This is a genomic window from Kitasatospora sp. NPDC051702, from assembly GCF_040681575.1.
In the GTDB taxonomy this organism is placed as follows: Bacteria; Actinomycetota; Actinomycetes; order Streptomycetales; family Streptomycetaceae; genus Kitasatospora.
In genome coordinates, this window is record NZ_JBFAZB010000015.1 from 62,292 (window position 1) to 74,494 (window position 12,203).

The following is a 12,203-nucleotide window of genomic DNA, read 5'->3' on the forward strand; positions in this document are numbered from 1 at the left end:
CGTCGCGCGGTCAGCGGGCGGCCAGGGCCTCCAGGACGCGGTCCAGGGAGGTGCCGAGGCCCCAGCGGGTGGAGAGCTCCTCCAGGGTCATCGGGTCCAGCGGCTCGTGCGGGAGGGCCGGGTCGAAGGCGGGGAGCGGGGCGTCCTCGGCGACCCGGACCACCGTGGGGGCGACGTCGAGGTAGCCGGCGCCCTCGACGATGTTGCGGCGGCGGGCCGGGGTGAGCTTCGAGCCGACGTCGAGGGCGGCGGCCCGGATGGCGGCGAGGTCGCCGTACTCGTTGATCAGCTGGGCGGCGGTCTTCTCGCCGATGCCCTTGACGCCGGGCAGGCCGTCGGACGGATCCCCGCGCAGGGCCGCCATGTCGGCGTACTGCGCGCCCCGCACGCCGTACTTCCCCACCAGCAGGGCGTCGTCGGTGACCTGCAGGTTGCCCATCCCCTTGACGGGATAGAGCACGGTGATCCGCCGGGCGTCGTCGACCAGTTGGAAGAGGTCGCGGTCCCCGGTGACGATCTGCACCGGGCCCGTCGCGCGGGCGGTGAGGGTGCCGATCACGTCGTCGGCCTCGTAACCGGGGGAGCCGACCCGGGCGATGCCGAGCGCGTCCAGCACCTGCTCGATCACCGGGACCTGCGGGGCGAGGGTGTCCGGCACCTCCTCCTCGCCGTCCTGGGCCGCCTCGGCGACCCGGTGGGTCTTGTACGAGGGGACGAGGTCGACCCGCCACTGCGGGCGCCAGTCGGCGTCCATGCAGGCGACCAGCTGGTCGGGGCGGTGGTCGTGGACCAGCCGGGCGATGAAGTCCAGCAGGCCGCGGACGGCGTTGACCGGCTCACCCTGCGGGGAGCGCAGGGTGTCCGGTACGCCGAAGTAGGCCCGGAAGTACAGGCTGGCGGAGTCGAGCAGCATCAGTCGGGGTGCGGTCACGCGTCAGATCATGCCGTACGGGGGCGACGGCGGGCGGTCTTCAGTGCTCGTGCGGGCCGGCGCGGTGGACCGGGCCGTGCGCGTCCGCGCAGTGCTCGGCCGACAGCTCGCCCGGGGCGGCGATCTGCAGCAGCGCGCCCGCCTCGTCCTCGCCGACGTGGTCGACCTGGAGCGTGCTGTGGGTGATGCCGTACTCGTCGGCCAGCCGCCGCTGCAGGGCGCGTCGCACGGCGTGGCAGTCGCCGCCCGGGGTGACCAGGATGTGCGCCGACAGGGCCGGCTGGTTGGAGGTGATCTCCCAGATGTGCAGGTCGTGGATCTCCTCGACCAGCGGCTGGGCGACCATCCGGTCGGCGACGGTGTCCGGGTCGATCCCGGCCGGGGCGGCCTCCAGGAAGATCCGGCCGGAGTCCCGGACCAGGCCCACGCCGGCCTTGAGCATCAGCGCGACCACGATCAGCGAGGCGATCGCGTCGGCCCGGACGAAACCGGTGGTCAGCATGACCACACCGGCGATGGCGGTGGCGACGAACGCGTAGAGGTCGGTGAGCACGTGCTGGAAGGCGCCCTCGACGTTCAGCGAGCTGCGGTTGGCCTTGGACATGCACCAGGTGGCGGCCAGGTTGACCACGATCCCGACCAGCGCGGTGATCAGGACCAGGGAGCCGGTGACCTCCGGCGGTTCGAGCAGGCGGGTGATCGCCTCGTAGCCCAGCCAGGCCGAGAGCACCAGCAGGGTCACGCCGTTGGCCTGCGCGGAGAGGATCTCGGCCCGCTTGAGCCCGTAGGTGTAGCCGCCGCGGGCCGGACGGGCGGACAGCCGCATCGCGACCAGGGCGAGGACGATCGAGGCGGCGTCGGTGAGCATGTGCGCGGCGTCGGAGATCAGGGCCAGCGACTGCGCGGCGAAGCCCACCACGACCTCGCCGGCCATGAAGACGACGATCAGGGCGAGTGCGCTGATCAACCAGCGGCGGTCGGCGTCGGCGGCGACGGCGTGCGAGTGGCCGCCGTGGCCGTGGCCGTGGCCGTGACCGCCGTGGCCGTGGGAGTGCTTGTGGTCATGCGCATGATCGTCGAGGGAGTGCTCGTGCCCGGCCATCGAAGTCCTCTCTGGACGCACGGGTGGGAGGAGACGGGCCGCGATCGCCCCGCACCCGAAGTGAACCCCAGATCGGACAAAGATCCAAAGGTTGTACTGGTGACCGTTGTCGTTGCCGTTCAGGGTGCTCCACCGGGCGGGGGAACCGGCCGCTAGAGCAGCACCGCCGCGTCCAGGTGGGCCGCGGTCGCGGCCTGGACGAGGGCCTGCATCACCCGCAGGTCCTCGCCCTGTTCCGGGTGCCACTGGACACCCAGGGTGAACCCGGGGCCCTCCACCGCCTCCACCGTGCCGTCCGGTGCGTGCGCGCCGACCCGCAGGCCGTCGCCGAGCCGGTCGACGGCCTGGTGGTGGAAGGTCGGCACCTCCAACTCGCTCTCCGGCAGCAGCCCGCCGAGCAGCGTGCCGGGCACCGGCCGCACCAGGTGGGTGCCGTACCGGCCGGGCGTCCCCGCGTGGACGTCCACCGCCACGACGTCGGGCAGGTGCTGCACGAGCGTCCCGCCGCAGACCACGTTGAGCACCTGCATGCCGCGGCAGATCCCGAGCAGCGGCATCCCCGCGGCCAGGGCGGCCCGCAGCAGCGCGACCTCCCAGCGGTCGCGCTCGGGCGAGTCCACCTCGGTCCGCGGGTGGGCGGGTTGCCCGTAGTAGGCGGGGTCGACGTCGGGCCCGCCGGCGATGACCAGTGCGTCGAGCCGGGCCAGCACCTCGGGGGCGCGCTCGGGGGCGTCGGGCGGCAGGAGGACGGCGATCCCGCCGGAGTCCTGGACGAACGCGGTGTACCGCTCGGGCACGAGGGCCACCCGGCGGTCGCGCCAGTCGCTCCAACTCGCGCCGACCACGTAGGTGCTGACGCCGATGAAAGGCCTGCGATCCATGGCGGGCATTCTCCTCCCGCACCGTTCGTTCCCCCGTCAACCACGCGTATCGGCGCGCCACACCCGCCCGCCCTCTTCCGCGCCGTCCGCCGTAGGCCGTACGGTTCGCTGTGACCGTGTGATCTCGAAGCGTGATCGAGGAGGAGGGTTCCGTCATGTCCGAGAACGGCGCCGCGGGCGCTCCGGCCCGTCCGCCGCTGACCCTGGACGAACTGCGCACGCTGGTGGACACGGGCGAGGTGCACACCGTCGCGCTCGCCTTCACCGACATGCAGGGCCGGCTGCAGGGCAAACGGTTCGCCGCCCGCTTCTTCCTGGACGAGGTCGTGGAGCACGGCGCCGAGGCCTGCGACTACCTGCTGGCCGTGGACGTGGACCTGAACACCGTGGACGGCTACGCCTTCTCCTCCTGGGCCACCGGCTACGGCGACTTCGCGATGCGCCCCGACCTCGCCACCCTGCGGCTGACCCCCTGGCAGCCGGGCACCGCGCAGGTCACCGCCGACCTGGCCCGGCACGGCGGCCACGCGGTGGACGCGGCCCCGCGCCAGATGCTGCGCCGCCAGATCGCGCGGCTGGCCGAGTACGGGCTGGCGGCCGACATCGGCACCGAGTTGGAGTTCCTGGTGTTCCGGGACACCTACGAGCAGGCCTGGCTCGGCGGCTACCGCGGCCTGACGCCCGCGAACCTCTACAACGTGGACTACTCGATGCTGGGGACGGCCCGGGTCGAGCCGCTGCTGTCCCGGATCCGCACCGAGATGGCCGGCGCGGGCCTGGTGGTGGAGTCGGCGAAGGGCGAGTGCAACCTCGGCCAGCACGAGATCGCCTTCCGCTACGCGGACGCGCTGACCACCTGCGACCAGCACAGCGTCTACAAGACCGGCGCCAAGGAGATCGCGGCGCAGCAGGGTTGCGCGCTCACCTTCATGGCCAAGTACGACGAGCGCGAGGGCAACAGCTGCCACATCCACCTGTCGCTGCGCGACGCGGTCGGCGCGCCGGCCTTCGCGGACCGAGACGGCCGGATGACCGACACCATGCGGCACTTCCTGGCCGGCCAGTTGACGGCGCTGCGCGAGTTCAGCCTGCTGTACGCGCCGAACATCAACTCCTACAAGCGGTACCGGCCGGGCTCGTTCGCGCCGACGGCGGTGGCCTGGGGCCGGGACAACCGGACCTGCGCGTACCGGGTGGTGGGCCACGGCCCGGGCCTGCGGATGGAGAACCGGGTGCCGGGCGGCGACGTCAACCCGTACCTGGCGGTGGCGGGGATGATCGCGGCGGGCCTGGACGGGCTGCAGCGGAAGCTGGAGCTGCCGGCGCCGTGCCTGGGCAACGCCTACGCGGTGGAGGAGTACGCCCGGGTGCCCGGTTCGCTGCGCGAGGCGGCCCGGTTGTGGGCGCAGAGCGAACTGGCCCGGACGGCCTTCGGGGACGACGTGGTCGACCACTACCTGAACATGGCCAGGGTCGAGCAGAGCGCGTACGACGGCTCCGTCACCGACTGGGAGCGCTACCGGTCCTTCGAGCGCCTGTGAGGCGGGCCGGCGCGCGCCCGGCCGGGGACGTCGTCATCCAGAGCGAGGAGTGGGAAGCCCGATGACCGAGAAGCACGCCGCGGTGTGCCGCCGGCTGGTCGGCCGGACCGCCGTGATCACCGGGGCGGGCAGCGGGATCGGCCTGGCGGCCGCCCGCCGGCTCGCCTCCGAGGGCGCGAAGGTGGTCTGCGCCGACCTGGACGAGGAGTCCGGCCGGGCGGCGGCCGCGGAGGTCGGCGGCCTGTTCGTGCACACCGACGTCACCGACCCGTCCATGGTGGAGGCGCTGTTCGACGAGGCGTACGAGACGTACGGGAGCGTCGACGTCGCCTTCAACAACGCGGGCGTCTCGCCGCCCGAGGACGACTCGATCCTGACCACCGGCCTGGACGCCTGGCGGAGGGTGCAGGAGGTCAACCTGACCTCGGTGTACCTGTGCTGCCGGGCGGTGCTGCCGTACATGCGCCGGCACGGGCGGGGCTCGATCATCAACACGGCCAGCTTCGTGGCGCGGATGGGGGCGGCGACCTCGCAGATCTCGTACACCGCCTCCAAGGGCGGGGTGCTGGCGATGTCCCGGGAGCTAGGCGTGCAGTTCGCGCGGGAGGGGATCCGGGTGAACGCGCTGTCGCCGGGGCCGGTGGACACCCCGCTGCTCCGGGAGCTGTTCGCGAAGGACCCGGAACGGGCCGCCCGCCGGCTGGTGCACATCCCGCTCGGCCGGTTCGCCCGGGCGGAGGAGATCGCCGCCGCGGTGGCCTTCCTCGCGAGTGACGACTCGTCGTTCATGACGGCGGGCGAGTTCCTGGTCGACGGCGGGATCTCGGGGGCGTACGTCACGCCGGTGTAGTCGCGGCGCGGAGGCCGGGCCGCTTCTCACCGTAATCTCATCGAAAACCGCCGGAATTCCCTGCATCGCTGATTTCGCGTTTATCCGCGTGCCTTTAGATTCGATGTCGTGAGCGAGCAGATTCCCGCCGGGTGGTACCCGGACCCGAAGGACACCGGCGGCGACCCGAGACCGCAGCGCTGGTGGGACGGCAGGGGCTGGACGGCTAGCACCCGGCCCGCACCCTCGGACGCCCCGGAGCCGGACGCCCCGGCCGCCGGGGCTCCGGGGCCGGAGGCCGCCGAGGAGCCCACGGTGCTGGAGGGCGAGGTGCTGGACAGCGGGCCGACCGTCCGTTACCCGGAACCGCCGCCCTTCGGCGCCGCGTACGGCACCGCCGTGCCGCCGCCCCGCAAGGCCCGCCGCCGCCCCTCCCGGCTGGTGATCGCGACGGCCGTCGCGGCGCTGCTGGGCCTGGGCGCCGGTTCGGGGATCACCTACCTGGCGATGGACGGCCACACCGGTGACCGCCCGCACCGCAGCGCCCGCCCGGCCGCGCCGTACGGCGAGAACGGCCCCTGGGGCGGCCTGCCCGGCCTCGGCGGCAACGGGCGCGGTGACAACGGCGGCGGCAGCAACGACGGCAGTGGCGGCAACGGCGGCGGGAACAACGGCAACAACGGCGGCGGCAACAGCGGGCAGGGCAACGGCGGCCAGGGGAACGGCAACGGCCGGACCAGGCCCGGAGCCGGGAACGCGGTCGACGTGGTGAACCGGCTCAGCCTGCCGGTGCCCGCCGGCTGGCAGGCCCGCACCACCCCCGACGGCTACGCCTCGATCATCATCGGCACGTACGACTGCGACGGCGATACCAGCTCCTGCTCCCTCGGCGGGGTCACCACCGGCCGGATCGCCGGCGGCGGCACGGACGCCCAGGCGGCGGCCAAGGCCGACATCGAGAAGGCCGCCAAGGACGCGTACGGCGACATCACCGGCCACCAGGAGCTGAAGTCCGAGGCCGTGAAGGTCAGCGGCCGGGACGGCTACCTGGTCCGCTGGAAGGTGGACGCGCCCAAGGGCAACAACGGCTACGTGCAGACCGTCGTGTTCCCGTCCGCCGACGGCAAGGCGCTCATCTCCGTGCACTTCGGCTTCGACATCGCCGACAAGGCGCCGGACCCGGGCGTGATGGACACCATCGTCAGCGGCATCGCGGACTACCAGGGCAAGCTGCCCTCGCTGCCCGGCGGCGGCATCCCCGGGATGCCCGGTTCCGGCGGGGCCGGGGGCCCGGGCGGCACCGGGGGCACCACCACCTGAGCCACCCGCTCCTCACCCGGCGGCGGCCCGCCCGGAGAGTGCTCCGGGCGGGCCGCCGTGGTCGTTCCGCGGGCCGGGCGGGCGGCGCTCCGCAGGGCGGTGCCGCATGACGGAACCGGACCGGACGGGGGATTGGCCGGTCCGGCTCCGTGTCCGGCGTCAGGAGTCGCGTCGAACAGCCTCGACGCGACGGCGCCGGAGCACCATGCCGGCCCAGCCGACGCCGATCGCGGCGGCGCCGGCCAGCAGCAGCGGACCGGTGGCCGAGGTGCCGACGGCCGCCGAGGCGGTCGGGATCACCACGCCCGCGGGGGAGTTCGGGTCCCCGCCGTGGCCGTGGTGGGCGACCGTGGACCGGGGTGCGTCGGCCGCGATCTGGGCGTCGCTGGGCGCGGCCGGGGCCTGCGCGGCGAGCGCCGACACGGCCTGGGTGCCGGCCGCGGCGGTGGCGCCGAAGTCGACGTCGGAGCAGCTGTAGAACGCCTCCGGACTGTCGCTGCGCTGCCACACCGTGTACAGCAGCTGGCGGCCGGTGCGCTGCGGCAGGGTGCCGGCGTAGCTGTAGTAGCCGTCGGTGGCGGTGCGGGTGACCTGCACCTGGGCGACCGGGGTCGGGTCGAGGTCCGACCACTTCAGCGGCTTGGTGGCGTCGTAGCCCGGCTTGGTGATGTAGACGGTCTGGGTGCCGAGGTGCGGCGCGGTGGTGCGGAACTGGAAGGTGAAGGCGCCGGCCTTGACCGGGGTGGCCGGCCAGTCGGTGCGCGGCCAGTCGAGGGCCTTGTACTTGTCGCGGTTGGCCGAGCAGAGCTTGCCGTCCGGGATCAGTGCCTGGTGGTTGCCGGCGGCGTTGGCGATGTTGACCTCGTTCCAGTCGTACAGCGGCTGGGTGCCGCTGGCGGCGACGAGGTCCTTGCAGACCTGGGAGACGGGGTGCTCGGGGCCTTCCGCGTAGCAGGCCGCGATCCGGCTGACCGGGTTGGTCATGGTGCCGTGGGCGCTGGCGGTGCCGGCGGTGGACACGGCCACCGAGAGGACCGCGGCGCCGACCACGCCCACGGACAGGGCGCTTCGCTTGATGGACATGGGGTGGGGACTCCTTGACCGTCGTTCCGGGCGGGTGTGGGGGAGCGGACACGCCTGCCCGTTCGGGGGCGCCGGCCCGGACGGCGGCCCCCGGCCAGAGCGTATGATTGGTCTGGACCAGCTGGCAATAGCCCTGCGTGTCACGCTTTCTGACGGACAGTACGGCCTGGAGCAGTGCAAAGGCCCGACGGATCACCCGGGTTAGGCGATCCATCGGGCCCGCTTAAGACTGCGGAAAGGTCAGCGCTCCAGCTTGTGGATGATGCCGGCCTGGATGACGCTCTCGTTGAAGGTCGAGCCCCCGCTGATCGTGTTGGTGATGTACGTCGCGCCGGGCTCCGGCGCCGGCGCCGGGCTGAACTCGTCCAGGATCGAGCGGAGTTCGGCGACCATGGCCGGATCGTCGGCCAGCAGCCGGCGCAGCTTCGGCTCCCACTCGCCCTGCGCGCTCCGGGCGGCGGCCTCGCCGTCCCCCTCCTGCGCCGCGACCAGGTCGGCCCGGGTCTCCTCCAGCGCCTCGGAGACCGCCTCGGCCCGGCGGCCGAACATCGCGGCGACCCGCGGCCTGACCCGGTCCCAGGCCGAGGTGACCATGAGGCCCGCCAGCGCGGTCGCACCCCTCGTCGCAATCTCCGTGATCTCGGCGTCCATGCCGCTCCCCTCGTCGCTGCCCGCGGTGTCGCCACCACGGTAGAGCACGGAACTGACGCGCGGTCAGAGGAAGGCCTTCCCCTCGCCCCGGTAGGTGGGGACGGTCCGCACGACGCGGTCCCCCTCGATCAGGTGCAGCTCCGCGAAGCGCTCGCACAGCTCGCCCGCCTTGGCGTGCCGGAACCACACCCGGTCGCCGATCAGCAGGTCGTCGGCGGCCGCGCCGAGCAGCGGGGTCTGCACCTCGCCGGCGCCCTCCATCGGGTCGTAGCGCAGCCCGTGCGGCAGGTACGGCTCCGGGGAGCGGTCCTGGCCGGCCGCGCCGGACGCCGGGTAGCCGCCGCCGAGCACCGTCACCACGCCGACCCCGGGCCGGCGCACCACGGGCTGGCCGAACAGCGCGGCCGGACGGCCCCGGAAGGAGCGGTAGTTGTCGAACAGCCGGGGCTGGTAGAGCCCGGAGCCGGCGGCCACCTCGGTGACGGCGCGTTCGGCCACCGTGGACTCCACGCTGCCGGTGCCGCCGCCGTTGACGAACTCCAGCTCGGCCACCCGCCGCAGCCGCCGCACCACCGCCGCGCGCCGTTCGGCGAGTTCGGCGCGGGAGCGGTCCTGCATCAGCCGGATCAGCCGGGAGCGCACCGGGCGCCCCGGCAGCCGGTCGCCCACCCCGGCGACGTGCCCCTCGTACGCCATCAGGCCGACCACCCGGAAACCCCGGCGCTGCTGGACGAGTTCGGCGAAGGCGCCGAGGTCCTCGGGGGTGCGCAGCGGGGAGCGCCGGGCGCCGACCCGCACGCGGCCGCCGAGCAGGTGCAGCGCGGTGTCCAGCTCCAGGCAGACCCGCACCTCGGCGTCGCCGCCGCGGGCCTTGTCGATCAGGTCCAGCTGGGCGGGGTCGTCGAGGACGACGGTGACCTCGCGGGCGAGCTCCGGGTCGGCGGTGAGTTCGGCGTAGCCGGACCGGTCGGCGGAGGGGTAGGCGAGCAGGACGTCGCGCACGCCGGTGCGGGCCAGCCAGAGCGACTCGTCGAGGGTGAAGCTCATCACGCCGGCGAAGCCGTCGAGGGCCAGTACCCGGTCCAGCAGGGCCCGGCAGCGCACCGACTTGCTGGCGACCCGGACCGGCTTGCCGGCGGCCCGGCGCACCAGGTCGGCGGCGTTGGCGTCGAAGGCCGCGAGGTCGACGACGGCCACCGGCCCGTCCAGGTGTGCGGTGGCCCGGTCGTACCGGAGGCGGTCGGAGACCGGGGCGGGGGCATCGAGGATGACCATGGGCGCAGGGTGCCACACCGCGCTACCGGTGGGTAGGCCCCGCGTGCAGGGAAATGGGGCCGCCCGGGTGCGGTGGCATAGGCTCGGACGGGTGGACCGCAAAGACTTCTCCAACCCGGCGTTCGTCGGCAAGAGCATCCCGAACCCCGGCTTCGGCGAGGACGACGGCACCGCCGACCCGGCCCTCGCCGACGCGCTGGCCCGCTGGTCGCAGGACCGCGCGGCGGAGCCCGCGGTGCTGGCGGCGCTGACCCCCACCCGGCTGATGGTCCCGATCGTCGCCCTGCTCGGCGAGGTCGAGGTCGACGAGCACGGGCACAAGCACGACAAGAGCAGCGACATGGCCGTCCCGGTGCTGGAGGCGCCCGACGGCCGCCGCGCGCTGCCGGCCTTCACCTCGCTGGAGACGATGGCCCGCTGGCGGGCCGACGCCCGGCCGGCGCCGGTGGCGGCCCCGCAGGCGGCGATGGTGGCCTTCTCCGAGCGCGCCGACACCCTGCTGGTCGACCCGGCCGGCCCGGTCCCCTACCGGCTGGAGGGGGCCCGGCTCCGGGCGCTGGCGGAGAACCGCCCCTACCTGCCGCCGGTGCGCGACCCCGAGGTGCGCGAGGCGGTGCGGGCGCTGCTGGCGGCCGAGCCGCAGGTGGTCACCGGGCTGCTGGCGGCCTCCGAGGGCTCGGACGGGGTGCTCGCGGTGGTCCTCGACGCGGCGCTGGACCAGGCGGGCGTGCAGGCGGCCGCGCAGCGCGTCGGCCGGGCGGTGGCCGGGGACCCGCTGCTGCGGGTGCGGCTCGACCGAGGCCTCGACCTGGCGGTGCTGCCGGCGACGGCGCAGCTGCCCGGCGAGCCGCTGTACCGGCGGTAGCGCACCCCGCGCCCTCGTGGACGGAACGGCGAGGACCCGCCCGCTCGGGTGAGCGGGCGGGTCCTCGGCCGGCGGCGTCAGGAGTAGACGGGCCCGGTGAACTTCTCGCCCGGGCCGGCGCCCGGCGCGTCCGGGACGAGCGAGGCCTCGCGGAAGGCCAGCTGCAGCGAGCGCAGGCCGTCCCGCAGCGGGGCCGCGTGGAAGTTGCTGATCTCCGGGGCGCCGGCGGTGACCAGCCCGGCCAGGGCGGTGATCAGCTTGCGCGCCTCGTCGAGGTCCTTGTCCTTCTCGCCGCCCTCGGCCAGGCCGCACTTGACCGCCGCGGCGCTCATCAGGTGCACGGCGACGGTGGTGATCACCTCGACGGCCGGGACCTCGGCGATGTCCCGGGTGAGGTCGTCGAAGCCGATCGCGTCGTCGTCCGCGCCGGGGGTCTGGGTGGGCTCGGTGCTCAAGGGGGGCTCGTTCCGTCGTGGCGTTTGTCCGTACCCCTGGAGCGTACAAGGGCCCGGATCGCGCCCCGGCGGGCAGTGCGGCGGGCGGTGCGGCGGGGCGGAATAGCGTTCGACTCCGCAGCGCTGTATGCTTCGAGACTGACCGGCCGGGATCCCTCAGGGGTGCCTGGCCAGCAAGTGGAGGCTCCACTCAGGAGGCCCGAGAGGGCAACCGCGAAAGTCTCCCACCTGATCGGCCTCGCGGTCGACGGGTCCCGGTCCGCGACGGGCGCCACGGCGCCGAGTCGCCGCAGCGCTCCTCACCAGGGCGCCGCCCCCGGTTGTGTGGAGCCCCGCTTGTACCGAGCGGGGCTTTTTTCGTGTCGCGGTGCACACGGTGCCGAAGGTACCGGGCAGCGCAGCACGAATGAAGCCCCGCCCAGTGGTCGAGTCCACTACGTGCGACCGCCGTCCGACGGCCGCATCGCAGAAGGTGCAACCGAGGAGGCCCCATCAGCACCGAGCCCCGCATCAACGACCGGATTCGCGTTCCGGAGGTGCGACTCGTCGGTCCCAGCGGCGAGCAGGTCGGCATCGTGCCGCTTGCGAAGGCGCTGGAGCTCGCGCAGGAGTACGACCTCGACCTGGTCGAGGTCGCGGCGACCGCCCGGCCGCCGGTGTGCAAGCTCATGGACTACGGCAAGTTCAAGTACGAGTCGGCCATGAAGGCCCGTGAGGCGCGCAAGAACCAGGCGCACACGGTCATCAAGGAGATGAAGCTCCGGCCGAAGATCGACCCGCACGACTATGACACCAAGAAGGGTCACGTCGTCCGGTTCCTCAAGCAGGGCGACAAGGTCAAGATCACGATCATGTTCCGTGGTCGTGAGCAGTCCCGCCCCGAGCTGGGCTTCCGTCTGCTGCAGCGGCTCGCCGACGACGTCCAGGAGCTGGGCTTCGTGGAGTCGTCGCCGAAGCAGGACGGCCGAAACATGATCATGGTTCTCGGCCCGCACAAGAAGAAGACCGAGGCCATGGCCGAGGCCCGCGCCCTCGCCGACGCCCGCAAGGCCGAGCGTCAGGGCCGCACCGTCGGCTCCGACGCCGCCCCCGCGGACGAGGACGACGTGGCGGCGGCCGACGAGGCCGTGACCGAGGCGCAGGACGCCCCGGCCGAGGCGCCGGCCGCCGAGGCCGACGCTCCGGTCGAGCAGCCGGCCGCCCCCCAGGGCGCCTGAGCCCCAGGGCCCAGGCAGTCCGGGGGTCGGCCCCCAGGGTGACGGGGCGTCCC

At 73.8% G+C, this 12,203-nt stretch carries 12 protein-coding genes; 5 read left to right on the plus strand and 7 right to left on the minus strand.

Annotated features, from left to right (window positions below):
- Positions 1 to 10: 10 nt before the first annotated feature.
- From AB0N04_RS15460 to AB0N04_RS15470, 3 genes are all read right to left on the minus strand, one after another.
- A complete protein-coding gene (locus AB0N04_RS15460) occupies positions 11 to 913 on the minus strand; it encodes a 5'-3' exonuclease (RefSeq protein ID WP_360208936.1) in 903 nt (300 codons plus the stop codon).
- A 58-nt stretch (positions 914 to 971) separates the two neighbouring features.
- Positions 972 to 2,033, minus strand: coding sequence for a cation diffusion facilitator family transporter (locus AB0N04_RS15465; RefSeq protein ID WP_360208705.1), 1,062 nt, complete (start codon positions 2,031 to 2,033; stop codon positions 972 to 974).
- Between the two features lie 152 nt (positions 2,034 to 2,185).
- A complete protein-coding gene (locus AB0N04_RS15470; RefSeq protein WP_360208707.1) occupies positions 2,186 to 2,914 on the minus strand; it encodes a gamma-glutamyl-gamma-aminobutyrate hydrolase family protein in 729 nt (242 codons plus the stop codon).
- A gap of 155 nt (positions 2,915 to 3,069) precedes the next feature.
- Between AB0N04_RS15470 and AB0N04_RS15475 the strand changes: the two genes are divergently transcribed.
- The 3 genes from AB0N04_RS15475 (at position 3,070) to AB0N04_RS15485 (ending at position 6,604) form a co-directional block, all read left to right on the plus strand.
- A complete protein-coding gene (locus AB0N04_RS15475; RefSeq protein ID WP_360208709.1) occupies positions 3,070 to 4,455 on the plus strand; it encodes a glutamine synthetase family protein in 1,386 nt (461 codons plus the stop codon).
- A 61-nt stretch (positions 4,456 to 4,516) separates the two neighbouring features.
- Positions 4,517 to 5,305 carry a 3-oxoacyl-ACP reductase gene (locus tag AB0N04_RS15480; RefSeq protein ID WP_360208712.1) on the plus strand — a complete coding sequence of 263 codons (789 nt, stop codon included), beginning with the start codon at positions 4,517 to 4,519 and terminating at the stop codon, positions 5,303 to 5,305.
- 108 nt (positions 5,306 to 5,413) lie between these two features.
- Positions 5,414 to 6,604, plus strand: coding sequence for a DUF2510 domain-containing protein (locus AB0N04_RS15485; protein WP_360208714.1), 1,191 nt, complete (start codon positions 5,414 to 5,416; stop codon positions 6,602 to 6,604).
- 159 nt (positions 6,605 to 6,763) lie between these two features.
- On the opposite strand, the gene AB0N04_RS15490 is transcribed toward AB0N04_RS15485, so the two are convergent.
- From AB0N04_RS15490 to AB0N04_RS15500, 3 genes are all read right to left on the minus strand, one after another.
- Entirely contained in the window at positions 6,764 to 7,687 is a 924-nt protein-coding gene (locus AB0N04_RS15490) for a lytic polysaccharide monooxygenase (protein WP_360208716.1), read from the minus strand.
- Positions 7,688 to 7,927: 240 nt separating this feature from the next.
- Positions 7,928 to 8,338, minus strand: a complete 411-nt coding sequence (locus AB0N04_RS15495; RefSeq protein WP_360208718.1) for a hypothetical protein — start codon at positions 8,336 to 8,338, stop codon at positions 7,928 to 7,930.
- 63 nt (positions 8,339 to 8,401) lie between these two features.
- A complete protein-coding gene (locus AB0N04_RS15500) occupies positions 8,402 to 9,613 on the minus strand; it encodes an alanine racemase (protein ID WP_360208721.1) in 1,212 nt (403 codons plus the stop codon).
- A gap of 91 nt (positions 9,614 to 9,704) precedes the next feature.
- Between AB0N04_RS15500 and AB0N04_RS15505 the strand changes: the two genes are divergently transcribed.
- Positions 9,705 to 10,478 carry an SseB family protein gene (locus AB0N04_RS15505; RefSeq protein ID WP_360208724.1) on the plus strand — a complete coding sequence of 258 codons (774 nt, stop codon included), beginning with the start codon at positions 9,705 to 9,707 and terminating at the stop codon, positions 10,476 to 10,478.
- Positions 10,479 to 10,555: 77 nt separating this feature from the next.
- Here AB0N04_RS15505 and AB0N04_RS15510 read toward each other — a convergent pair whose 3' ends face one another.
- Positions 10,556 to 10,933, minus strand: a complete 378-nt coding sequence (locus AB0N04_RS15510; RefSeq protein ID WP_360208727.1) for a DUF1844 domain-containing protein — start codon at positions 10,931 to 10,933, stop codon at positions 10,556 to 10,558.
- 491 nt (positions 10,934 to 11,424) lie between these two features.
- Between AB0N04_RS15510 and infC the strand changes: the two genes are divergently transcribed.
- Complete coding sequence (infC, locus tag AB0N04_RS15515) at positions 11,425 to 12,150, plus strand: translation initiation factor IF-3 (RefSeq protein ID WP_360208938.1); 726 nt, start codon at positions 11,425 to 11,427, stop codon at positions 12,148 to 12,150.
- Positions 12,151 to 12,203 lie beyond the last annotated feature (53 nt).

Coding starts and splice junctions, on each gene's coding strand:
- AB0N04_RS15460 (WP_360208936.1), bottom strand. CDS start 913: ATGCTGCTCGACTCCGCCAGCCTGTACTTCCGGGCCTACTTCGGCGTA.
- AB0N04_RS15465 (WP_360208705.1), bottom strand. CDS start 2,033: ATGGCCGGGCACGAGCACTCCCTCGACGATCATGCGCATGACCACAAG.
- AB0N04_RS15470 (WP_360208707.1), bottom strand. CDS start 2,914: ATGGATCGCAGGCCTTTCATCGGCGTCAGCACCTACGTGGTCGGCGCG.
- AB0N04_RS15475 (WP_360208709.1), top strand. CDS start 3,070: ATGTCCGAGAACGGCGCCGCGGGCGCTCCGGCCCGTCCGCCGCTGACC.
- AB0N04_RS15480 (WP_360208712.1), top strand. CDS start 4,517: ATGACCGAGAAGCACGCCGCGGTGTGCCGCCGGCTGGTCGGCCGGACC.
- AB0N04_RS15490 (WP_360208716.1), bottom strand. CDS start 7,687: ATGTCCATCAAGCGAAGCGCCCTGTCCGTGGGCGTGGTCGGCGCCGCG.
- AB0N04_RS15495 (WP_360208718.1), bottom strand. CDS start 8,338: ATGGACGCCGAGATCACGGAGATTGCGACGAGGGGTGCGACCGCGCTG.
- AB0N04_RS15500 (WP_360208721.1), bottom strand. CDS start 9,613: ATGGTCATCCTCGATGCCCCCGCCCCGGTCTCCGACCGCCTCCGGTAC.